Below are 23,728 nucleotides of genomic sequence, written 5' to 3' on the forward strand. Positions count from 1 at the left end.
AGAAGTGAAACGCCGTAGCGCCGATGGTAGTGTGGGGTCTCCCCATGCGAGAGTAGGGAACTGCCAGGCATCAAACAGGACAAAGGCCCAGTCGCAAGACTGGGCCTTTTGTCGTTTCACAAATATGGTTTGTCCCTTCTATAACTCCATCACGTCCAATTGCGTTTTTGTTCTAAGCTTTCCCGTTCGTGAAACTTTTTCACCTTTCACCTGCAAGCTCGACATTTTGGTTAATCCTGGTTATTGTCAGGCATCTGGATGTCTAAACGTTTAAACGTATGCAGTGAGGATATAAGGTTATGCCAATTCGGGTACCTGATGAGTTGCCAGCAGTGAATTTTTTGCGCGCGGAGAACGTCTTCGTGATGACCACGTCGCGCGCCAGTGTTCAGGAGATTCGTCCGCTTAAGGTATTGATTCTCAACTTAATGCCAAAGAAAATTGAGACCGAAAATCAGTTCTTAAGATTACTGTCGAACTCTCCGCTGCAGCTCGATATCCAGCTGTTACGCATCGATTCTCGTGAGTCTCGCAACACCCCAGCTGAGCATTTAAATAACTTCTACTGTAATTTCGAAGATATCTGCCATGAGAACTTTGACGGTCTGATCGTGACGGGTGCGCCGCTGGGCCTGGTAGAGTTTAATGACGTCGCCTACTGGCCGCAGATCAAGCAGGTGCTGGAATGGGCGAAAGAGCACGTCACGTCTACGCTATTTGTCTGTTGGGCGGTACAGGCTGCGTTGAACATTCTGTACGGAATCCCCAAACAAACGCGTCAGGAAAAGCTGTCAGGCGTTTATGAGCACTACATCACGCAACCCCACGCGCTGCTCACCAAAGGTTTTGATGATACTTTCCTTGCGCCGCATTCTCGCTACGCTGATTTCCCGGCAGCGTTGATTCGTGACTACACCGATTTAGAGATCCTGGCGGAAACAGAAGGTGGAGATGCCTATCTGTTCGGCAGTAAGGACAAACGCATCGCATTTGTTACCGGCCATCCTGAATACGATGCCAATACCCTGGCTGGGGAATACTTCCGGGACGTGGATGCCGGGCTAACGCCCGAGGTGCCCTATAACTATTTCCCGGGCAACGATCCGCAAAAAAAACCGCGCGCGACCTGGCGCAGCCATGGCAATTTGCTGTTCACCAACTGGCTCAACTATTACGTTTATCAGATCACGCCATACGATCTTCGCCATATGAATCCAACGCTCGATTAAGCGTTTCAGCACCTTATCGCAGGCACCTTCGGGTGCCTTTTTTGTTTCTGAAAACTGCTTCTTTGTATGATTTAACTTTTTTCAATTATAAAACAAATAGTTAACATGTTTTTATTTTGAAAATGGAAATTGTTTTTGATTTTGGAAAATGTTTGAGTAGTCTTAACTGTGCTGAACGAAAAATACCCACGGGGGATCGCGTTCGCAATGCGCAGTTTCTGGACTGGATCAACATTGAGGATCAAGAGCATGACACAACAGGCAACGACGACCGATCTGACTTTCGAGCAGCCTTTTGGCGAGCAGGAGCGGGAAATTTTAACGCCGGATGCGGTGGAGTTTCTTTCTGAACTGGTCAGCCGCTTTACGGGCAAACGCAACCAGCTGCTGGCCGAACGCGTGAAGGTCCAGTCAGAAATCGACAACGGGAAGTTGCCAGATTTTATTTCGGAAACAGCTTCCATTCGAAATTCAGACTGGACGATCCGCGGAATTCCTGAGGATTTACAGGATCGTCGCGTTGAGATCACCGGGCCGGTCGAGCGTAAGATGGTGATCAACGCCCTCAACGCTAACGTCAAAGTTTTTATGGCGGATTTCGAAGACTCGCTGGCACCGAGCTGGGGTAAAGTCATCGACGGGCAAATCAACCTGCGCGATGCCATTCGCGGCACCATCTCCTGGACTAACGAAGCCGGTAAAATCTACCAGTTGAAGCCCGATCCCGCCGTGCTGATTTGTCGCGTTCGCGGTCTGCACCTGCCGGAAAAACATGTGACCTGGCGCGGTGAAGCCATCCCTGGCAGCCTGTTTGACTTCGCGCTCTACTTCTTCCACAACGTGGATGCCCTGCTGGCGAAAGGCAGCGGCCCTTACTTCTATCTGCCGAAAACCCAGTCATGGCAGGAAGCCGCCTGGTGGAGCGAAGTATTTAGCTTTGCGGAAGACCGTTTTGAACTGCCGCGCGGCACCATCAAAGCCACTCTGCTGATCGAAACCCTGCCAGCGGTATTCCAGATGGATGAAATCCTTCACGCCCTGCGTGACCATATCGTTGGGCTGAACTGTGGCCGCTGGGACTACATCTTTAGCTATATCAAAACGTTAAAAAATCACCCTGACCGCGTTTTACCCGATCGCCAGAGCGTCACGATGGAAAAGCCATTCCTCAACGCCTACTCGCGCCTGTTGATCAGAACCTGCCATCGTCGCGGCGCTTTTGCCATGGGCGGCATGGCGGCGTTTATTCCCAGCAAAGACGCGGAGCGCAACAACTGGGTGTTGAATAAAGTCAAAGCGGATAAAGAACTGGAAGCCACTAACGGCCACGATGGCACCTGGATTGCCCATCCGGGCCTGGGCGATACCGTTATGGAGGTTTTCAATAAGGCGCTCGGCACTCATAAAAACCAGCTCGACGTCACCCGTGAACAAGATGCGCCGATTACCGCCGCTGACCTGCTGGAGCCTTGCCCCGGCGAGCGTACCGAAGAGGGCATGCGCGCTAACATTCGCGTCGCGGTGCAGTACATCGAAGCCTGGATCTCCGGCAACGGCTGCGTACCGATTTACGGCCTGATGGAAGACGCCGCCACCGCCGAAATTTCCCGTACCTCTATCTGGCAATGGATCCACCACCAGAAAACGCTCAGCAACGGCAAACCCGTCACCAAAGCGCTGTTCCGTCAGATGCTGGCCGAAGAGATGCAGGTGATTCAGGAAGAGCTCGGTGAGCACCGCTTCAGCCAGGGGCGCTTTGACGACGCGGCGCGCCTGATGGAGCAGATCACCACCTCCGACGAGCTGGTCGACTTCCTGACCCTGCCGGGCTACCGCTTGCTGGCGTAATCAACCCTTAATAACAACTACCCTATGGAGCATCTGCACATGACTACAACTCGTACCCAACAAATTGAACAATTAGAACAAGAGTGGAAACAGGCGCGTTGGGAAGGGATCACGCGCCCGTACAGCGCGGAAGAGGTGGTGAAACTGCGCGGTTCGGTTAACCCGGAATGCACCCTGGCGCAGCTGGGCGCAGCCAAAATGTGGCGTCTGCTGCATGGCGAATCGAAAAAAGGCTACGTGAACAGCCTCGGCGCGCTGACCGGCGGCCAGGCGTTGCAGCAGGCGAAGGCGGGCATCGAGGCGGTTTATCTCTCCGGTTGGCAGGTAGCCGCGGATGCTAACCTGGCCTCCAGCATGTACCCGGATCAATCTCTGTATCCGGCCAACTCGGTCCCGGCGGTGGTGGAGCGGATCAACAACACGTTCCGCCGCGCGGATCAGATCCAGTGGGCTTCCAATATCGAGCCGGGCGATCCGCGCTATGTGGATTACTTCCTGCCGATCGTGGCGGATGCCGAAGCCGGCTTTGGCGGCGTGTTGAACGCGTTTGAGCTGATGAAATCGATGATTGAAGCCGGTGCAGCGGCTGTTCACTTCGAAGATCAGCTGGCCTCGGTTAAGAAGTGCGGGCACATGGGCGGTAAAGTGCTGGTGCCGACTCAGGAAGCCATCCAGAAGCTGGTTGCCGCGCGTCTGGCTGCCGACGTGATGGGCGTGCCGACGCTGCTGATCGCCCGTACCGACGCCGATGCCGCAGACCTGATCACCTCTGACTGCGACGAATACGACCGTGAATTTATCTCCGGCGAGCGCACCTCGGAAGGCTTCTTCCGTACCCATGCGGGCATTGAACAGGCCATCAGCCGCGGCCTGGCCTACGCGCCGTATGCCGATCTGGTGTGGTGCGAAACCTCGAAGCCGGACCTGGACCAGGCACGTCGCTTTGCCGAGGCAATCCACGCCAAATTCCCTGGCAAGCTGCTGGCCTACAACTGTTCGCCGTCGTTTAACTGGAAGAAAAACCTCGATGACAACACCATCGCCTCCTTCCAGCAGGAACTGTCGGATATGGGCTACAAATACCAGTTCATCACGCTGGCGGGCATCCACAGCATGTGGTTCAACATGTTCAACCTGGCGCATGCCTACGCGCAGGGCGAAGGTATGAAGCACTACGTGGAGCGCGTTCAGGAGCCGGAATTCGCCGCCGCGAAAGAAGGTTACACCTTCGTTTCCCATCAGCAGGAAGTGGGCACCGGCTACTTCGATAAAGTCACCACCATCATCCAGGGCGGAACCTCATCCGTCACGGCCCTGACCGGTTCGACGGAAGAGTCGCAATTCTGATAAGCCCGACGCCCTCTTCCCGACGGGAGAGGGCATCTACCTGATGGAGAGTGCTATGCCGCGTGGGCTGGAACTGTTGATCGCGCAAACCATCCTGCAAGGGTTTGACGCGCAGTATGGCCGTTTTCTGGAAGTGACCTCCGGGGCACAGCAGCGTTTCGAGCAGGCGGACTGGCAGGCTGTCCAGCAGGCCATGAAAAAGCGTATTCATCTGTACGACCATCACGTCGGCCTGGTGGTTGAACAGCTGCGCTGCATCACCAATGGCAGAAGCACCGACGCCGACTTTTTATTGCAAGTCAAAAAGCACTATACCGAGCTGCTGCCCGACTATCCCCGTTTCGAGATTGCCGAAAGCTTCTTTAACTCCGTTTACTGTCGGCTGTTCGATCATCAGTCCCTGACGCCGGAACGGCTGTTTATTTTCAGCTCCCAGCCGGAGCGGCGGTTTCGCACCATTCCCCGTCCGCTGGCGAAAGACTTTTACCCGAAGCAGGGCTGGCCCGCCCTGCTGACCCGGTTATTAAAAGATTTGCCGCTGCGTCTGCCCTGGCAGGATCTGGATCGCGATGTGGGTTACATCCTCAATCACCTCACCGAAACGCTGGGCGCGGAGATGCTGGATAAAGTGCATTTACAGGTCGCCAACGAACTGTTTTACCGCAATAAAGCGGCCTGGCTGGTGGCGAAACTGGTGCTGCCTTCCGGCACGCTGCCGTTTCTGCTGCCGATCCACCGTAGCAATGAAGGCGAGCTGTTTATCGATACCTGCTTAACCCGTGCGGCGGAAGCCAGCATCGTGTTTGGCTTCGCGCGCTCCTATTTTATGGTGTACGCGCCGCTGCCCGCTGCGCTGGTGGAGTGGCTGCGCGAGATCTTACCTGGCAAAACCACCGCCGAACTGTATATGGCGATTGGCTGCCAGAAGCACGGCAAAACTGAAAGCTACCGCGAATACCTGAACTACCTCGCCCAGAGTAATGAGCAGTTTATCGAAGCGCCGGGCATTCGCGGCATGGTGATGCTGGTGTTCACGCTGCCAGGCTTCGACCGGGTATTCAAAGTGATTAAAGATAAATTCGCCCCGCAGAAAGAGATGGACGAAGCTCACGTGCGCGCCTGCTATCAGCTGGTGAAGGAGCACGACCGCGTCGGGCGCATGGCGGATACCCAGGAATTCGAAAACTTCGTGCTGGAAAAACGCCAGATCGACCCGGCGCTGATGGCCCTGCTGATGCAGGAAGCGCCGCAGAAAATCACCGATCTGGGCGACAAAATCGCTATTCGCCACCTGTATATTGAACGGCGCATGGTGCCGCTGAATATCTGGCTGGAGCAAGTGCAGGGCCAACAGCTGCGCGACGCCATCGAAGAGTACGGCAACGCTATCCGCCAGCTGGCTGCCGCCAATATTTTCCCCGGCGATATGCTGTTTAAAAACTTTGGCGTTACCCGTCATGGCCGGGTGGTGTTTTACGATTACGACGAAATTTGCTACATGACCGAAGTGAATTTCCGCGATATTCCGCCGCCGCGCTACCCGGAAGACGAAATGGCGTCGGAACCGTGGTACAGCGTCGCGCCGGGGGATGTGTTTCCGGAGGAGTTTCGCCACTGGCTGTGCGCCGATCCGCGCATCAAACCGCTGTTTGAAGAGATGCACGCCGATCTGTTCCAGGCTGAGTACTGGCGGGCGTTACAGGCGCGGATTCGTCACGGTCACGTGGAAGATGTGTATGCCTATCGACGGCGGCAGCGCTTTTGCCAGCGCTATGCGCGCCAGTCTGCCGATATTGCCGCCTCCTGAACAGGAGGCGGTATCGCTTTTAACGCACGCCGCCGTAAGCCAGCGTCACTTCTTTCGCCGCTTTGATGGCCATCGCGCCCAGCTCGGTGACCCGATCGTCGGTGATACGGGATACCGGGCCGGAGATAGAAATCGCGGCAAACGGCTGGTGGTGCTCGTCATAAATGCACGACGCCACGCAGCGTAAGCCCAGCGCATGTTCTTCATCATCAAACGAATAACCGCGCTTGCGGGTTTGCGCCAGGTCTTCTTTCAGATGGGCCGGAGAAACCAGCGTGGCGTGGGTGTAGGCGTGCAGCCCTTTACGGTGCAGCAGCGCGGTAACGTCATCTTCAGGAAGCTGCGCCAGAAACGCTTTACCCGCGCCGGAAGCATGCATAGGCAGTTTGCCGCCGATGGGGGCGGACATGCGCATCAGTTGAGTACACTGTACCTGGTCGATAATAATCGCCTGATGATCGCTCTGATCCAGCACCGCCAGGTTGACGGTCTCACCGGAGGCTTCCATCAGTTTGCGCAGCATTGGGTGCACAATCGCCAGTAAATTGCGGCTTTGCAGAAAGCTGCTGCCAACAATAAACGCATGCGCGCCAATCGACCAGTGGCCTAAATCCCCCACCTGGCGGACAAATCCAAGCTGTTGCATGGTGGTAAGCAGGCGGTGAGTCGTTGAGTTGGGCAGCCCGGCTTGCTGAGCCAGCTCGGTCAGCGCCACGCTGCCGTGCGATTCGGAAATCCATTCAAGGAGCTTCAGCCCGCGCGTCAGCGATTGTACCTGGCCGGTAGCCTGGGGCGCTGGAGCCGCAGCGGCGGTGCGAGGTTTTTTTCCACGTTTAACGGGAACGGCGGCAACCATGGGTGTCTCCTTTTTCTGTATCGTGGAAATAGTTTTCGTTTTATTTGAGTATAATGCAACCCTGGAAAAACTGATCGGATGAGTTCCGCTGGAAAGCACTAAATTTCCGGAAATCAGCGCAGTTGGCGCGTTTTATGAATGAACATCTCTCATGTTGCCATCCTGTGACTTTTCGCCTGTGGCCGAGTGTGCCAGTATGGGCGCATGGCCTGACAGGGCTGAATAACGATCCGGGAGTAAGAGTGACTAACAACAGAGAAAAACTGCTACAGCAGTTGAATGAACGTATTCTGGTGCTGGACGGTGGTATGGGGACCATGATCCAGAGCTACCGCCTGGAGGAGGCGGACTATCGCGGCGAGCGCTTCGCCGACTGGGCATCCGATTTAAAAGGCAACAACGACCTGCTGGTCCTCACGAAACCGGAAACCATTGCCGCAATCCACTACGCCTATTTCGAAGCGGGCGCGGACATTGTTGAAACCAATACCTTTAACGCCACCACCATCGCCATGGCCGATTACCATATGGAATCGCTGTCGGCGGAGATCAACTACGAGGCCGCGAAGCTGGCGCGCGCCTGCGCCGATGAGTGGACCGCGCGCACGCCAGAAAAACCGCGCTATGTCGCCGGGGTGCTTGGCCCGACTAACCGCACTGCGTCGATTTCTCCGGACGTTAACGATCCGGCGTATCGCAACGTCAGCTTTAACCAACTGGTGGAAGCCTATCGCGAGTCGACCCGCGCGCTGGTGGAAGGCGGCTCAGATCTGATCCTGATCGAAACCGTGTTCGACACCCTGAACGCCAAGGCGGCGATTTTCGCGGTGAAAAGCGAATTCGAAGCGCTGGGCGTTGATTTGCCGATCATGATTTCCGGTACCATTACCGATGCGTCAGGTCGTACCTTGTCCGGGCAAACCACCGAGGCGTTCTATAACTCCCTGCGCCATGCCGATGCGCTGTCGTTTGGCCTGAACTGCGCGCTGGGCCCGGATGAGCTGCGCCAGTACGTGGCGGAGCTGTCGCGCGTGGCTGAATGCTATGTCACCGCGCACCCCAACGCCGGTCTGCCAAACGCCTTCGGGGAATACGATTTAGATGCCGACGTGATGGCGGCGCAAATCGGCGAGTGGGCGCAGGCGGGCTTCTTAAACATCGTCGGCGGCTGTTGCGGCACCACGCCAGCGCACATTGCCGCCATGAGCAAAGCCGTGGAAGGCGTTGCGCCGCGTAAACTGCCGGAGCTCCCGGTGGCCTGCCGTCTTGCCGGTCTTGAGCCGCTCAACATCGGCGCAGACAGTCTGTTCGTCAACGTGGGCGAACGTACCAACGTTACCGGCTCCGCCAAATTCAAGCGTCTGATTAAAGAAGAAAAATATAACGAAGCGCTGGAAGTGGCGTTACAACAGGTAGAAAGCGGCGCGCAAATCATCGATATCAACATGGATGAAGGGATGCTCGACGCCGAAGCGGCGATGGTGCGTTTCCTGAATCTGATTGCCGGTGAGCCGGATATCGCCCGCGTGCCGATCATGATCGACTCCTCGAAATGGGACGTGATTGAGAAAGGCTTACAGTGCATCCAGGGCAAAGGCATCGTGAACTCAATCTCCATGAAAGAGGGGGTTGAGACCTTTATCCACCACGCGAAGCTGGTGCGCCGCTACGGCGCGGCCATGGTGGTGATGGCGTTCGATGAAGTCGGCCAGGCCGACACCCGCGAGCGCAAAATTGAGATCTGCCGCCGGGCCTACAAGATCCTCACTGAAGAAGTGGGCTTCCCGCCGGAAGACATCATTTTCGACCCAAATATCTTCGCCGTGGCGACGGGGATTGAAGAGCACAATAACTACGCTCAGGACTTTATCGGCGCGTGTGAAGACATCAAGCGCGAACTGCCGCATGCGATGATCTCCGGCGGCGTATCGAACGTGTCGTTCTCGTTCCGTGGCAACGACCCGGTGCGTGAAGCTATTCACGCCGTGTTCCTTTACTACGCCATTCGCAACGGCATGGATATGGGGATCGTTAACGCCGGGCAGCTGGCGATTTATGACGATCTGCCCGCAGAACTGCGTGACGCGGTGGAAGACGTGATCCTTAACCGTCGCGAAGACGGCACCGAGCGTTTGCTGGAACTGGCAGAAAAATACCGCGGCAGCAAAGGCGACGATGCCGCAAACGCCCAGCAGGCCGAGTGGCGCAGCTGGGACGTGGCAAAGCGTCTCGAATACTCGCTGGTAAAAGGCATCACCGAATTTATTGAAGATGATACCGAGCAGGCGCGCCAGCAGGCGGCGCGCCCGATTGAGGTTATCGAAGGGCCGCTGATGGCGGGCATGAACGTGGTGGGCGATCTGTTTGGTGAAGGGAAAATGTTCCTGCCGCAGGTGGTGAAATCCGCGCGCGTGATGAAGCAGGCGGTGGCCTACCTCGAACCCTTTATTAATGCCAGCAAAGAGCAGGGCAAAAGCAACGGCAAAATCGTGCTGGCGACGGTGAAAGGCGATGTTCACGACATCGGTAAAAACATCGTCGGCGTGGTATTGCAGTGTAACAACTATGAAATCATCGACCTTGGCGTAATGGTGCCGACCGATAAAATTCTCAAAACCGCGCGCGAAGTGAATGCCGATATTATCGGCCTGTCCGGGCTGATCACGCCGTCGCTGGATGAGATGGTCAACGTTGCTAAAGAGATGGAGCGCCAGGGCTTTACGCTGCCGCTGCTGATCGGCGGCGCGACCACGTCCAAAGCGCATACTGCGGTGAAAATTGAACAGAACTACAGCGGCCCGACGGTTTACGTGCAGAATGCCTCGCGTACCGTAGGCGTGGTGTCGTCGCTGTTATCCGATACGCTGCGCGACGATTTTGTGGCGCGAACGCGTAAAGAGTACGACACCGTGCGAATTCAGCATGGCCGTAAAAAACCACGCACCCCGCCGGTCACGTTGCAGGCCGCGCGCGAGAATGACCTGGCGTTCGACTGGGAAAGCTACACGCCGCCGGTGGCCCATCGACTGGGCGTACAGGAAGTGACGGCGAGCATCGAAACCCTGCGTAACTATATCGACTGGACGCCGTTCTTTATGACCTGGTCGCTGGCCGGTAAATATCCGCGCATTATGGAAGATGAAATCGTTGGCGAAGAGGCGAAACGCCTGTTCAAAGACGCCAATGATATGCTCGACCAGCTCAGCGCCGACAAGTCGCTGAATCCGCGTGGCGTGGTGGGGTTGTTCCCGGCCAACCGCGTGGGCGACGACGTTGAAGTCTATCGCGATGAAACCCGCACCCACGTGCTGGCGGTCAGCCGCCATCTGCGTCAGCAAACCGAAAAAGTGGGCTTTGCTAACTACTGCCTGGCGGATTTCGTCGCGCCGAAACTGAGCGGCAAAGCGGACTATCTGGGCGCGTTTGCGGTAACCGGCGGGCTGGAAGAAGACGCCCTCGCCGGGGCGTTTGACGCGCGGCACGATGACTACAACAAAATTATGGTCAAAGCGGTGGCCGACCGTCTGGCCGAAGCCTTTGCCGAGTATCTGCACGAGCGGGTGCGTAAGGTTTACTGGGGGTACGCCGCCAATGAAAACCTCAGCAACGAAGAGCTGATCCGCGAGAATTACCAGGGCATCCGTCCAGCGCCAGGCTATCCGGCCTGCCCGGAGCATACCGAGAAGGCCACTATCTGGCAGTTACTGGATGTGGAAACCCGCATCGGCATGAAGCTCACCGAATCCTACGCCATGTGGCCTGGGGCGTCGGTTTCCGGGTGGTACTTTAGTCATCCCGACAGCAAGTACTTCGCGGTGGCGCAGCTGCAAAAGGATCAAATTGAGGACTACGCGCGGCGTAAAGGGATGAGCGTGAGTGAGGTAGAGCGGTGGTTGGCGCCGAACCTCGGCTACGACGCCGACTGACCTGGCTGGCCTGGCTTACTTGCCAGTTTGAACCTGGGCAGTGCTCGTGACAGTCACGTACTGCGTGTACGCTCCTGTCACTGCGCGCTGTCCGTGTTCAAACTGGCTGCGCCGGCGACGGTCAGTCAATCGGCTGGTTTGAAGTAAAACCTGTCGCTGTCATCAAAATGTCATTTTTATTTACAACATACAGGGCGCCGTCACGGCGCCTTGTCTCTTTCTTACGTTTATCCCCTTATACTGAGTTAGGGGTTAGCCCTTTTGTGATGCCCATTCGCAGGCAGTACGGCAGGCAAGCGGGGCGGCCCCAGGGAACCATAACGAGAAGGAGAAACTGTGTTAACACTTTTGCACCTGCTTTCGGCAGTGGCGCTGCTGGTGTGGGGCACGCATATCGTGCGCACCGGCGTAATGCGCGTGTACGGTGCGCGGCTTCGTAGCGTACTCAGCCGGAGTGTCGAGAAAAAACCGCTCGCCTTCTGCGCGGGCATTGGTGTCACCGCGCTGGTTCAGAGCAGTAATGCCACCACTATGCTGGTGACCTCGTTCGTTGCCCAGGATCTGGTGGCGCTGGCACCCGCGTTGGTGATTGTGCTGGGGGCCGATGTGGGGACCGCCTTAATGGCGCGTATCCTGACCTTCGACCTGTCATGGGTTTCGCCGCTACTGATCTTTCTCGGGGTGGTGTTCTTCTTAAGCCGCAAACAGAGCCGCGTCGGGCAACTGGGGCGGGTCTCCATCGGTCTTGGCCTGATTTTGCTGGCGCTGGAACTGATCGTCCAGGCCATGACGCCAATCACCGAGGCGTCCGGCGTTAAGGTCATCTTCGCGTCGCTGACCGGCGATATCCTGCTGGATGCGCTGATTGGCGCGATGTTCGCGGTGATCAGTTACTCCAGCCTCGCCGCAGTCCTGCTTACCGCCACCTTCGCCGCAACCGGCGCGATCTCCTTCGACGTGGCGCTGTGCCTGGTGATTGGTGCCAACCTCGGCTCCGGCATTCTGGCGATGCTCAACAATGGCACCGCGACGCCTAACGCCCGCCGCGTGGCGCTGGGAAGCCTGCTGTTTAAGCTGGTGGGCAGCCTGCTGGTGCTGCCATTTGTTCACCTTCTGGCGGACGCGATGCAGAAACTGCCGCTGCCGGATTCGGAACTGGTGATCTACTTCCACGTCTTTTACAACCTGATCCGCTGCATCGTGATGGTGCCCTTTACCGGGCCGATGGCGCGCTTCTGCCGCCGGGTGATTGCCGATGCGCCGGAACTGGATATGCGCTTAAAGCCGAAACACCTCGACCGCACCGCGCTGGACACGCCGGCGCTGGGCCTGGCGAATGCCGCGCGTGAAACCCTGCGCATGGGTGATGCCCTTGAGCAGATGCTGGAACTGTGGAGCAAGGTGATGCACGGCGAGCCGCGTCAGGAAAAAGAGCTGCGTAAGCTGGCGGACGACGTGGAAGTGCTGCATATCGCCATCAAGCTCTACCTGGCGCAAATGCCGAAGGAAGATCTTGCCGAAGAGGAGTCGAAGCGCTGGGCGGAAATCATCGAAATGTCGCTTAACCTTCAGCAGGCCGCTGAAATCCTCGAGCGTATGGGCAGCGAAGTGGCGGATAAATCCCTGGCGGCACGGCGCGCGTTTTCCCCTGCCGGGCTGGAAGAACTGGACAACCTGCTGGGGCAACTGACCAGCAACCTGAAACTGGCGCTGTCGGTATTTTTCTCCGCCGATGTCGCCAGCGCCCGTCGCCTGCGGCGCAACAAGCACCGCTTCCGGATCATGAACCGGCGCTACGCCCATGCGCACGTTAATCGCCTGCATCAGCAAAACGTGCAAAGTATCGAAACCAGCTCGCTGCATCTCGGTCTGCTGGGCGATATGAAGCGTCTGAATTCGCTGTTTTGTTCGGTGGCCTACAGCGTGCTGGAGCAACCGGATGATGATGATGAACGTGATGAGTAAGGTTTTGCGAGACAGATTCAACAACCCCGCGCAATGCGGGGTTGTTGTTTAATTAATCTGGAAACCAGCGCGAAAGAACAACATTCCGTGGATGAAAAGCCAGTCTGTACGCGTTACCGTCTGGCGAAATACAACCACGGAGCGGCTAGAAAATGATCGGTTATTTTCATACAATGAGGCACTTCATGCGCATTCCAGTGGGGGTTAATATGCGCACTTCTGCGACCACAAAAAAATCGGTTAATGTCTCTTTAGCGCCGGAATTACTCGACGAAGCCAGAAAGCAAAACATCAATCTTTCCGCCTTGTTGACGGAGGCGTTGCTTGAAAAATTCCGTGAAAACCAACGTCGCACATGGCTGCAAGAGAACCAGCAAGCTATCGACGCGCTTAACCAACTGGTGGATGACAACGGTTCGTTCAGTGATTTTCAAAGGACGTTCTGATGGATCAATACGTCGCATATCAAAACCGGGGCGCAGGGAAGGAGAGTTACCCTTTTTTGATTGCCATGCAGCATCCCGTGGCGAACGTTCTGAAGCATGTGCTGGTCATTCCCGTTATTGAGCTCGCCCGGCTCAATGCCTCTTCGCCGCCAGCGAAGGTATGTCCGGTAGTCTCGATTGCCGGTCAACAATACATTGCCATGACCCATATGATGGCTGGGCTTCCGGCAAAAGAGGTGGGCGACGCGGTTGCCGATCTTGGCCATTACCGCCCTGTGTTACGTGACGCCGTTGAATTTTTGCTGAACGGCTATTAAACCCACTTTATCGGCCAGGTCCATTGAGCCTGAGATGTGATTCTCGCTGTACGAAACTGACGTCAGGTAAGGTATAGTCCGTTTTTTTCGGAGGAACCATGCTGCCAAACTCATCAACCCGTCTTAATAAATACATCAGCGAGAGCGGCATCTGCTCGCGTCGCGAAGCCGATCGCTATATCGAACAGGGAAACGTTTTTATCAACGGTAAGCGCGCCGGGATTGGCGATCAGGTTGTTGCCGGAGACGTGGTAAAAGTGAATGGGCAGCTGATTGAGCCGCGCAATGAAGAAGATCTGGTGTTTATCGCGCTCAACAAACCGGTCGGCGTGGTGAGCACCACCGAGGACGGCGAGAAAGACAACATTGTTGATTTCGTTAACCACAGCACCCGTATCTTCCCGATTGGCCGCCTGGATAAAGACTCCCAGGGACTGATCTTCCTGACTAACCACGGCGACCTGGTGAATAAAATCCTGCGCGCCGGTAACGATCACGAAAAAGAGTACCTGGTGACGGTGAATAAACCGGTCACCGACGAGTTTATTCGCGGTATGGGCGCGGGCGTGCCGATGCTGGGCACGGTAACTAAAAAGTGCAAAGTGAAGCGTGAAGCGCCGTTTGTGTTTCGTATCACCCTGATTCAGGGGCTCAACCGCCAGATCCGCCGGATGTGCGAGCACTTCGGTTTTGAAGTCACAAAACTTGAGCGCGTGCGCATCATGAACGTGAGCCTGAAAGGGCTACCGCCGGGAGAGTGGCGTGATTTAACCGACGACGAGTTAATCGAGCTGTTTAAGCTGATTGAGAACTCCTCCTCGGAAGCCAAACCGGCGAAGAAAGCAAAACCGAAAGCCGCCCCTGCCAAAAGCCCGGCGGCGAAACCTGCTAATAAGAGTGGCGCGAAAACTCCGGCAGAGCTTGGGCAGCGTAAGCGCTTTACGCAGCCCGGTCGTAAGAAGAAGGGCCGCTAATTTAGCGTTTACCGCGGGTATGGGTGCTGGCGCTCCAGGAAAAGGTGCTGGTGGTATCAGGTTTTAGCGCCTGCTTCTTCTTAACGGCGCGCGCCTGTTTGGCCGCTTTTTCGCGTTCGGCCATCAGCTTGTCGATGTACTCTTTTTTGACGTGGTTGGCTTCTGAGTTGGTCAGCGGTCTGCCGTGGGCGATTCTGGCGCGGTCGAGCAGGGTTTTCAGTTCGCGCTGCTCGCTTTCGGTCATCTCTTTTTGGGTCAGTCGGGGCGTTGCCATGGTAAACCTCTCAATACGGGAGTCTGTCTGTAGACTACTGCCCCCAGGCGTTCACCACAATCCGCCAGCCGATAAAAAAACAGCCCGGCGAGCGGGCTGAATTATTCATGCTTTACGCTTTTTCAGGCGCTTAGCTGGCGTGTCGTCAACCGGTTTGCCCGACCAGTAACCCGCCAGCAGCGAGCCCGACAGGTTGTGCCATACCGAGAACAGCGCGCCCGGCAGCGCCGCGAGCGGGGAGAAGTAGATTTTCCCCAGCGCGGCGGCGAGGCCGGAGTTCTGCATCCCGACTTCAATCGCCAGGGTACGGCAGGTGGATTCGTCGAAGCCAAACAGGCGTCCGCCCCAGTAGCCGCCCAGCAAACCGATGGTGTTATGCAGGATCACCGCCACAATCACCACCAGGCCGACCGAAGCGATATGCGCGGCGGAACCGGCCACCACGGCGCTGATAATGGCCAGAATGCACACCATCGAAAACGCCGGCAGGTAAGGCTCCACGGCTTTCACCAGCCGGGGGAACAGGTGATGGACAATCAGACCCAGGCCAATTGGGATCACCACAATCTGAAGGATGCTCAGCAGCATCCCCATGACGTCGACCTGAATATGCGCATCCACATACAGGCGAGTCAGCAGCGGCGTGGCGACCACGCCCACCAGCGTAGAGACGGAAGAGATAGTGACGGACAGCGCCACATCACCTTTTGCCAGATAAATCATCACGTTTGACGCGGTGCCGCTGGCCACGCTGCCCACCAGCACCATCCCGGCGGAAAGATCGGGCGGCATCTTAAATAACATCGCCAGCAGCCACGCCGCGAGCGGCATCACCAGATAGTGCAGGAAAATCCCGGCGGCCACCGGCGCGGGGCGCGACAGCACCCGTTTAAAATCATCGAGTTTCAGGTGCACGCCCATGCCAAACATAATCAGCATCAGCAGGGTGGCGACCCAGGGACCAATCGGCGTGAAGGTGGAGGGCGTGTAATACGCGATAACCGAGAGCAGCAGCGCCCAGAGCGGGAACAGCCGCGTCAGTAATGCCAGCATGTTGTTTTCCTTTAAGTGTGTTGGTGTGTTCCCCTGCCACTGTGATCGCGGCGGTGCGTTATCGCTGTAGGGGAAAAGGCCCGAACGAGAGCCATAAGCATTGTGTATCGTGTGGGGAAGTTTTATTCAATTGAATTATGGTCATCTACCCCTTCTGAGGACGCTGTGCCTCAGAAGGGAAGATCGAATATCACTCGAATAAATTGTGATGCAGTTTCTGGACAACTTGTTCCGCGTCGCTGCCCGGCACCAGGAAGCACAGGTTATAGCTGGATGCGCCATAGCAAATCATGCGGATGTTGAACGGCTCCAGCACGCCGAACACCTCTTTGCCCACGCCGCAGGCTTTCGACAGGTTGTTGCCGATCAGCGCCACCAGCGCCAGGTCCTGCTCGACTTCCACGCGGCACAGGGAAGAAAGCTCGGTCAACAGCGCCTGGGTCAGCAGGGTATCGCCGGTCGAGGTAGAGCCGGTAGTATCCAGCGTCAGCGCCACGCTCACTTCAGAGGTGGTAATCAAATCCACCGAGATATTATGGCGCGCCAGGATGCTGAACACTTCGGCCAGGAAGCCGCGTGAGTGCAGCATATTCAGGCTGTGCAGCGTCAGCAGGGTTTGTTTGCGGCGCAGGGCCAGCGCCCGGAATAGCGGCGGATTATGGGTTTGATTGCACACCAGCGTCCCGCCCGCTTTTGGGTCTTTGCTGGAGCCGACAAACACCGGGATATCGCTGCGCACCGCAGGCAGCAGCGTCGCCGGATGCAGCACTTTCGCGCCAAAAGTCGCCATTTCAGCGGCTTCTTCAAAGGCGATTTCATCGATGCGTTTTGCGGCAGGCACCACGCGCGGGTCAGTGGTGTAGATGCCCGGCACATCGGTCCAGATATCCACGCGGCTGGCTTTTAACGCTTCGCCCAGCAGTGCGGCGGTATAGTCGCTGCCGCCACGGCCCAGGGTGGTGGTGCGGCCTTTGGATTCGCTGCCGATAAAGCCCTGGGTAATGACCAGCCCTTCCGCCAGGCGCGGAGCCAGTTGCAGGTTACTCAGTTCGGCAAGGGCGCTCACGTCCGGCTCGGCACGGCCAAAGCGGTCGCTGGTGCGCATCACTTTACGCACGTCAAACCACTGGGCCACTACACCGCGCTCGCGCAGGATCTCAACAAACAGCAACGTAGACATCAGTTCGCCGTGGCTGACCAGTTCGTCAGTCAGGGCATTCGAGGTCGCCAGCGAGGCGGCTTCCGCCAGGGTGGTAATATTTTCCAGCAGGCGGTCGATCTCTTCGCGGATCACCTGCGGATTCGCCAGATTGCCTAAAATATCGTGCTGGATTTTGCGGATGGCATCCAGCTTCACGAAGCGTTCCGTGGCTTCCAGGCCTTCGGCCAGCGCAACCAGCAGATTGGTCACGCCCGCAGAGGCGGAAAGCACCACCAGGCGCACGTTGGGATCGGAAAGCACCACATCGGCGCTGCGGTTCATGGCGTCGAAGCTGGCGACGCTGGTGCCGCCGAATTTCGCGACGACGATAGGGGATGTTGTGTGCGACATAACTACCTCGTGTGAGATTCCCTTCGCCTTTCACGTTGTAGTTGCGTTGGGTCGTTTGAGTTGGGAATGCTAAGTAATAATTTTTTAACGCTCGCTTTTATAAATAAAGTTTCCACCGGGCCCTTGTCAACGCTGGGATTATGGGGATTTTTCATGTTCCGGGATGGTCCAGGAAAATAACTTATAACCGCTATACTTTGCCGGGAAGCTCGATTCAGCAATCTGGCGGCGGCGTATTCGTCGAGTGATACGGGCAGGGCACAAAAGTCATCGCAATTGCCTGGAGTAGCGCTACAATCGACGGCAGTCACATTTTTCAAATCCACATGAGTATTGCTATGAAAAACATCAATCCAACGCAGACCTCTGCCTGGCAGGCACTACAAAACCATTACGCTGAAATGAAAGATGTCACCATCGCGTCGCTTTTCGCCGACGATGCTGACCGTTTCGCTAAATTTTCCGCGACCTTCAACGATCAGATGCTGGTGGATTACTCCAAAAACCGCATCACTCAGGAGACGCTGGATAAACTGTTAGCGCTGGCCAAAGAGACCGATTTGCAGGGCGCGATTAAATCGATGTTCTCCGGCGAGAAAATCAACCGTACCGAAGATCGTGCGGTGCTGCATGTGGCGCTGCGCAACCGCAGCAACACCCCGATTCTGGTGGATGGCAAAGACGTCATGCCGGAAGTGAACGCGGTGCTGGAAAAGATGAAATCCTTCTCGGAAGCGATTATCTCCGGCAGCTGGAAAGGCTACACCGGCAAAGCGATTACCGACGTGGTTAACATCGGTATCGGCGGCTCCGACCTCGGTCCGTTTATGGTGACCGAAGCGCTGCGTCCGTACAAAAATCATCTCAATATGCATTTCGTTTCCAACGTTGACGGAACGCACATCGCCGAAGTGCTGAAGAAAGTGAACCCGGAGACCACGCTGTTCCTGGTCGCATCCAAAACCTTCACCACCCAGGAAACCATGACCAACGCCCACAGCGCGCGCGACTGGTTCCTGAAAGCGGCGGGTGATGAACAACACGTGGCGAAGCACTTCGCTGCCTTGTCGACGAATGGCAAAGCGGTTGGCGAGTTCGGTATTGATACCGCCAACATGTTTGAATTCTGGGACTGGGTTGGTGGCCGTTACTCCTTGTGGTCGGCGATTGGCCTGTCGATCATTCTGTCAGTGGGTTACGACAACTTCGTTGAACTGCTGTCCGGCGCGCACGCCATGGATCAGCACTTTTCCACCACCGAGCTGGACAAAAACCTGCCGGTGCTGCTGGCGCTAATCGGCATCTGGTACAACAACTTCTTTGGTGCGGAAACCGAAGCGATCCTGCCGTACGACCAGTACATGCACCGTTTTGCGGCCTACTTCCAGCAGGGCAACATGGAATCCAACGGCAAATTCGTTGACCGTAACGGCAACGCGGTGGATTACCAGACCGGCCCTATCATCTGGGGCGAGCCGGGCACCAACGGCCAGCACGCGTTTTATCAGCTGATCCACCAGGGCACCAAGCTGGTGCCGTGCGACTTTATCGCCCCGGCGATCACCCATAACCCGCTGTCCGATCACCATCCGAAGCTGCTGTCGAACTTCTTCGCGCAGACCGAAGCGCTGGCCTTTGGTAAATCCCGCGATGTGGTTGAACAGGAGTTCGCCGATCAGGGTAAAGATCCGAAAACTCTCGATCACGTGGTGCCGTTCAAAGTGTTCGAAGGCAATCGCCCGACCAACTCCATCCTGCTGCGTGAAATCACGCCGTTCAGCCTGGGCGCGCTTATTGCGCTGTATGAGCACAAAATCTTTACTCAGGGCGCAATCCTGAACATCTTCACCTTCGATCAGTGGGGTGTGGAGTTGGGTAAACAGCTGGCGAACCGTATTCTGCCGGAGCTGAACGATAACAGCGATATTAGCAGCCACGATAGCTCCACCAACGGCTTAATTAACCGTTATAAATCCTGGCGCGGATAATTAGCGATAACCTTTAAAATGCCGGCGAAATGCCGGCATTTTTTTATCAGATTTATCCCGTTGCCTCAGCATTATTTAAAACATGACCGCTGAGGTTTATCTGAAAATAAATTAAGGCATCCTTTCAGAAACCGAGATAATTAGGAATAACCGGGGGTTGTTTCTTGCGTATTTTTTGATAAATAATTGTTTTTAGTGTTTATTTTATATTTTATTTTGTGATTTTATCCCGCCGGGTTTAATTGTCCGAAAGCCGCCAGGCTATTTCCCCAGCACGTCAACTCCCTCTGTCAGGTTATGTATACTCGGTTCCGCCTGGATTGTTCAGGCATATATCCATTCATTTAATGAAAGGAACCTGTATGAAGAAAATAACCTATGGCGTATTTGCCGTGTCTCTGCTTGCCGCATCGTCTGCCTTCGCCGCTTCGGTGGAAGTGGGTGAAGCGGCGGGTAGCGCCGCGACATCGGTCTCAGCAGGAACGTCTACTGCGACCAGCGCCAGTACGGTTGGATCGGTAGTCGGTGTGGCGCTTGCCGCAACGGGCGGAGGCGACGGTTCAAACACCGGGACCACCACAACCACCACAACCAGTACCACCCAGTAACGTAGCGGGTGTTTTAACCATAACCACACTGCGGTGTGGTTATTTTGACCTGGGGAAACGCGTGAAGCGAGTCGCGATCATCACAGTGTGCCTGCTGCTGCAGGCGTGTTCAGCCAATCTCACCGGCATGGGTAAGGCGCTCTGGAACAATATGGCAGGGCGGGACGGCGTCACTCTCACCGATGACGAAATCCACAACATGCCCTATGCCAGCCAGTACATGACGCTCAACCACGGCCCGCAGCTGTTTGTGGTGCTCGCCTTCTCGGAAGACGGGCAGCAGAAATGGGTGACACAGGATCAGGCGGTGTTAATTACCCAACACGGACGAATGATTAAAACCACCGGCCTGGGTGACAACCTGCTCCAGGTAGGCAATCTGGATGCCGATCCGCTAAAAGCGCCGGGGCAAATCCGTGACGGCGCAGGCTGGACGCGGGTGATGGGCTGGACCGAGCATCAGCAGGTGCGTTACGCCACCGCGCGCTCGCAGTTTCGCTGGCAGAGCAGTGACAGCCTGAAAACCGGCAGTGATATCACCGCCGTTCGGGTGCTGGAAGAAACGGTAACCACCGATCGGGCAAGCTGGACCAACCGCTACTGGATCGACAGCGACGGACAAATTCGCCGCTCTGAACAGACTCTCGGTGCCGACTATTACCCGGTCACCACGCAACTCATCAAGGCGGCGAAATCATGAGAATGCTTCCTTTCAGCGCTTTCATGCTGAGCCTGTTAAGCCAGAGCCTTTACGCGGCGGGCACGGTAACGGTACATCGCACCGACAGCGGCGAAACGCTGAAAATTCAGAATGCCCAACGCTTATCCGATGTGGTTAGCCAACCCGCGCTGGCACAAAGCTGGTGGCCGGGGGCCGTGATTGGTGTAACGGGGAAAACCCGCGATCAACAGGCGCGCCATCAGCAACTGCTGGCCAGGCTGGCCTCTCTCGCCGCGCAGGAGTCGGGTGATGATGCCGCCGCCATTCGCCAGCTTCAGCAGCAAATGGCGGCGCTTAAGGTCACGGACCGTCAGTTTGTCGATCTCGATCCTGACGTGCTGAGAGTCAGGACTGCCACCAATAAACCGCTGGCCGGTGATTACACCCTGTGGACCGGCAAAATGCCTGGCTATATCACTCTGTACGGCCTGGTGAGCGGCGCGGGGAACAGGCCGTTCACGCCGGGTAAAAGCGTGGCGGAGTATCTCGGCGAAACCGCGTTGCTCAGCGGGGCGGAGCGCAGTTATGCCTGGGTAATTTATCCGGATGGACGGGTGCAAAAAGCACCGGTGGCGTACTGGAATAAACGCCACGTTGAGCCCATGCCGGGCAGCGCCATCCTGGTCGGATTTTCAGAACGGCTCTTTTCATCGGCTTATGACGACCTCAACGCGCAGCTTGTCGACTCCCTGACGCACCGGATACCGCAATGATAAAAAAACGCTACCTGTATAGCCTCGTGGCGCTGGCCGTGACGTCGGCATGCCAGGCGGAGAGCTGGCCCGCGCCGGTCGGCCCGTCGCAATCGGATTTCGGCGGCGTGGGCCTGATGCAAACGCCCACGGCGCGGATGGCGCGCGAAGGTGAATTAAGCCTCAACTACCGCGATAACGATCAGTACCGCTATTACTCTGCCTCGGTGCAACTGTTCCCGTGGCTGGAAACCACGCTGCGTTACACCGATGCGCGCACCCGGCGCTACAGCAGCGTCGAGGCATTTTCCGGCGATCAAACCTACAAAGACAAAGCCTTCGATCTCAAACTGCGGCTGTGGGAAGAGAGTTACTGGATGCCGCAGGTTGCCGTCGGCGCGCGGGATATCGGCGGCACCGGGCTGTTCGATGCTGAATACATTGTGGCGAATAAAGCCTGGGGTCCGTTCGATTTCTCGCTGGGATTAGGCTGGGGCTATCTGGGCACCAGCGGCAACGTCAAAAACCCGTTCTGCTCGTACAGCGACAAATACTGCGCGCGCGACAACAGCTATAACAAAGCGGGTTCGGTAGATGCCGGGCAGATGTTCCACGGCCCGGCATCGCTGTTCGGCGGGGTGGAATACCAGACCCCGTGGCAGCCGCTGCGCCTGAAGCTGGAATATGAGGGCAATAACTACACCCAGGACTTCGCCGGGAAGCTTGAGCAGAAGAGCAAGTTTAACGTTGGCGCTATTTATCGTGCGACCGATTGGGCCGACGTTAACCTGAGCTATGAGCGCGGCAATACCTTTATGTTCGGCGTGACCCTGCGCACCAATTTCAACGACCTGCGTCCGCGCTATAACGATAACCGCCGCCCGGAATACCAGCCGGAGCCGCAGGAAGCGATTATTCAGCACAGCGTGGCGGCCAACCAGCTAACGCTGCTGAAATACAACGCCGGGCTGAATGACCCACAGATTCAGACCCACGGCGACACGCTTTACGTCACCGGCGAGCAGGTGAAATACCGCGACTCACAGGAGGGCATTGAGCGCGCCAACCGGATCGTGATGAACGACCTGCCCGACGGCATTCGAACTATCCGTGTTACCGAGACGCGCGCCAGAATGCCGCAGGTTACCACCGAAACCAACGTCGCCAGCCTGCAACGCCATCTGGAAGGCGAGCCGTTAGGCCAGGAAACCGCGCTGGCACAAAAGCGCATCGAACCGGTAACCCTGGAGAACCCGGAACAGGGCTGGTATATCGAGCCTTCGCGCTTCAGCTTCCATCTTGACCCGGTGTTGAATCAGTCCATCGGCGGGCCGGAAAGTTTTTATATGTATCAGGTGGGGGTGATGGGCACCGCCGACTGGTGGGTCACCGACCATCTGCTGACCACCGGCAGCCTGTTCGCCAACATCGCCAATAACTACGACAAATTTAACTACACCAATCCGCCGAAGGATTCTTCCCTGCCGCGGGTGCGCACCCACGTGCGTGATTACGTGGAAAACGATGTCTATGTGAATAACCTGCAAGCCAACTACTTCCAGTATTTCGGCAACGGTTTTTACGGCCAGGTTTACGGCGGCTATCTGGAAACCATGTACGGCGGCGCAGGGGCAGAAGTGCTGTATCGCCCGGTAGACAGCAACTGGGCATTCGGCGTTGATGCCAACTACGTGAAGCAGCGCGACTGGCGCAGCGCCCAGGATATGATGAAATTCACTGACTACAGCGTGAAAACCGGGCACCTGTCGGCATACTGGACGCCGCCATTTGCCCAGGATGTGCTGATCAAAGCCAGCGTCGGGCAGTATCTGGCCGGAGACAAAGGCGGCACGCTGGAAGTCTCCAAACGCTTCGACAGCGGCGTGGTGGTGGGCGGCTACGCTACCCTCACCAACGTGTCGCCAGATGAATACGGGGAAGGGGATTTCACCAAAGGCGTGTACGTTTCCGTGCCGCTCGATCTGTTCTCGTCTGGCCCGACCCGTAGCCGCGCGGCCATCGGCTGGACGCCGCTCACCCGCGACGGTGGACAGATGCTGGGACGCAAGTTCGATCTCTATAGCATGACCAGCGATCGCAGCATTAATTTCCGTTAAAACTTTAC

At 56.6% G+C, this 23,728-nt stretch carries 18 protein-coding genes; 14 read left to right on the top strand and 4 right to left on the bottom strand.

From position 1 onward, the window contains the following. Positions 1-299 precede the first annotated feature (299 nt). The 4 genes from metA to aceK all read left to right on the top strand — a co-directional run bounded on the left by metA (position 300) and on the right by aceK (position 6,231). On the top strand, positions 300-1,229 hold the full coding sequence (gene metA / locus FND52_RS11970; RefSeq protein ID WP_144131020.1) for a homoserine O-acetyltransferase MetA: 930 nt from the start codon (positions 300-302) through the stop codon (positions 1,227-1,229). A 249-nt stretch (positions 1,230-1,478) separates the two neighbouring features. Beyond that, positions 1,479-3,077: a malate synthase A gene (aceB, locus tag FND52_RS11975; RefSeq protein WP_144131022.1), complete on the top strand. Its 1,599-nt coding sequence runs from the start codon at positions 1,479-1,481 to the stop codon at positions 3,075-3,077. A 24-nt stretch (positions 3,078-3,101) separates the two neighbouring features. Further along, on the top strand, positions 3,102-4,424 hold the full coding sequence (gene aceA / locus FND52_RS11980) for an isocitrate lyase (protein WP_144131024.1): 1,323 nt from the start codon (positions 3,102-3,104) through the stop codon (positions 4,422-4,424). Positions 4,425-4,479: 55 nt separating this feature from the next. Next, on the top strand, positions 4,480-6,231 hold the full coding sequence (aceK, locus tag FND52_RS11985) for a bifunctional isocitrate dehydrogenase kinase/phosphatase (RefSeq protein WP_144131026.1): 1,752 nt from the start codon (positions 4,480-4,482) through the stop codon (positions 6,229-6,231). 19 nt (positions 6,232-6,250) lie between these two features. Here aceK and iclR read toward each other — a convergent pair whose 3' ends face one another. After that, complete coding sequence (iclR, locus tag FND52_RS11990) at positions 6,251-7,087, bottom strand: glyoxylate bypass operon transcriptional repressor IclR (protein ID WP_144131028.1); 837 nt, start codon at positions 7,085-7,087, stop codon at positions 6,251-6,253. Positions 7,088-7,329: 242 nt separating this feature from the next. Between iclR and metH the strand changes: the two genes are divergently transcribed. The 5 genes from metH to rluF all read left to right on the top strand — a co-directional run bounded on the left by metH (position 7,330) and on the right by rluF (position 14,715). Continuing rightward, positions 7,330-11,013: a methionine synthase gene (gene metH / locus FND52_RS11995; RefSeq protein WP_144131030.1), complete on the top strand. Its 3,684-nt coding sequence runs from the start codon at positions 7,330-7,332 to the stop codon at positions 11,011-11,013. A gap of 336 nt (positions 11,014-11,349) precedes the next feature. After that, on the top strand, positions 11,350-12,978 hold the full coding sequence (locus FND52_RS12000; protein WP_125294778.1) for a Na/Pi cotransporter family protein: 1,629 nt from the start codon (positions 11,350-11,352) through the stop codon (positions 12,976-12,978). Positions 12,979-13,130: 152 nt separating this feature from the next. Further along, positions 13,131-13,424: a type II toxin-antitoxin system CcdA family antitoxin gene (locus FND52_RS12005; RefSeq protein WP_125294777.1), complete on the top strand. Its 294-nt coding sequence runs from the start codon at positions 13,131-13,133 to the stop codon at positions 13,422-13,424. Continuing rightward, positions 13,424-13,741, top strand: a complete 318-nt coding sequence (locus tag FND52_RS12010) for a CcdB family protein (protein ID WP_144131032.1) — start codon at positions 13,424-13,426, stop codon at positions 13,739-13,741. Before FND52_RS12005 ends, FND52_RS12010 begins: the two co-directional genes overlap by 1 nt. Positions 13,742-13,839: 98 nt before the next feature. Next, complete coding sequence (gene rluF, locus FND52_RS12015) at positions 13,840-14,715, top strand: 23S rRNA pseudouridine(2604) synthase RluF (protein ID WP_144131034.1); 876 nt, start codon at positions 13,840-13,842, stop codon at positions 14,713-14,715. A gap of 1 nt (position 14,716) precedes the next feature. On the opposite strand, the gene FND52_RS12020 is transcribed toward rluF, so the two are convergent. The 3 genes from FND52_RS12020 to lysC form a co-directional block, all read right to left on the bottom strand. Further along, entirely contained in the window at positions 14,717-14,989 is a 273-nt protein-coding gene (locus FND52_RS12020; RefSeq protein WP_125294774.1) for a YjbD family protein, read from the bottom strand. Positions 14,990-15,094: 105 nt separating this feature from the next. Continuing rightward, entirely contained in the window at positions 15,095-16,042 is a 948-nt protein-coding gene (gene panS, locus FND52_RS12025; RefSeq protein ID WP_144131037.1) for a ketopantoate/pantoate/pantothenate transporter PanS, read from the bottom strand. Between the two features lie 190 nt (positions 16,043-16,232). After that, the gene (gene lysC / locus FND52_RS12030; protein ID WP_144131039.1) at positions 16,233-17,594 is read right to left on the bottom strand and encodes a lysine-sensitive aspartokinase 3; all 1,362 of its coding nucleotides are present in this window, start codon (positions 17,592-17,594) and stop codon (positions 16,233-16,235) included. 338 nt (positions 17,595-17,932) lie between these two features. Here lysC and pgi point away from each other — a divergent pair, with 338 nt between their 5' ends. From pgi to FND52_RS12055, 5 genes are all read left to right on the top strand, one after another. Beyond that, on the top strand, positions 17,933-19,582 hold the full coding sequence (gene pgi / locus FND52_RS12035) for a glucose-6-phosphate isomerase (RefSeq protein WP_125294771.1): 1,650 nt from the start codon (positions 17,933-17,935) through the stop codon (positions 19,580-19,582). Between the two features lie 362 nt (positions 19,583-19,944). Continuing rightward, positions 19,945-20,190: an exopolysaccharide production protein YjbE gene (gene yjbE, locus FND52_RS12040; protein ID WP_144131041.1), complete on the top strand. Its 246-nt coding sequence runs from the start codon at positions 19,945-19,947 to the stop codon at positions 20,188-20,190. A gap of 61 nt (positions 20,191-20,251) precedes the next feature. Further along, positions 20,252-20,890: a YjbF family lipoprotein gene (locus FND52_RS12045; protein ID WP_144131043.1), complete on the top strand. Its 639-nt coding sequence runs from the start codon at positions 20,252-20,254 to the stop codon at positions 20,888-20,890. Beyond that, entirely contained in the window at positions 20,887-21,624 is a 738-nt protein-coding gene (locus FND52_RS12050) for a capsule biosynthesis GfcC family protein (RefSeq protein WP_144131045.1), read from the top strand. Before FND52_RS12045 ends, FND52_RS12050 begins: the two co-directional genes overlap by 4 nt. Next, a complete protein-coding gene (locus FND52_RS12055; protein WP_144131289.1) occupies positions 21,624-23,720 on the top strand; it encodes a YjbH domain-containing protein in 2,097 nt (698 codons plus the stop codon). Before FND52_RS12050 ends, FND52_RS12055 begins: the two co-directional genes overlap by 1 nt. The last annotated feature ends 8 nt before the right edge of the window (positions 23,721-23,728 follow it).

This window comes from Atlantibacter subterraneus, assembly GCF_007570865.1.
Classification (GTDB): domain Bacteria; phylum Pseudomonadota; class Gammaproteobacteria; order Enterobacterales; family Enterobacteriaceae; genus Atlantibacter; species Atlantibacter subterraneus.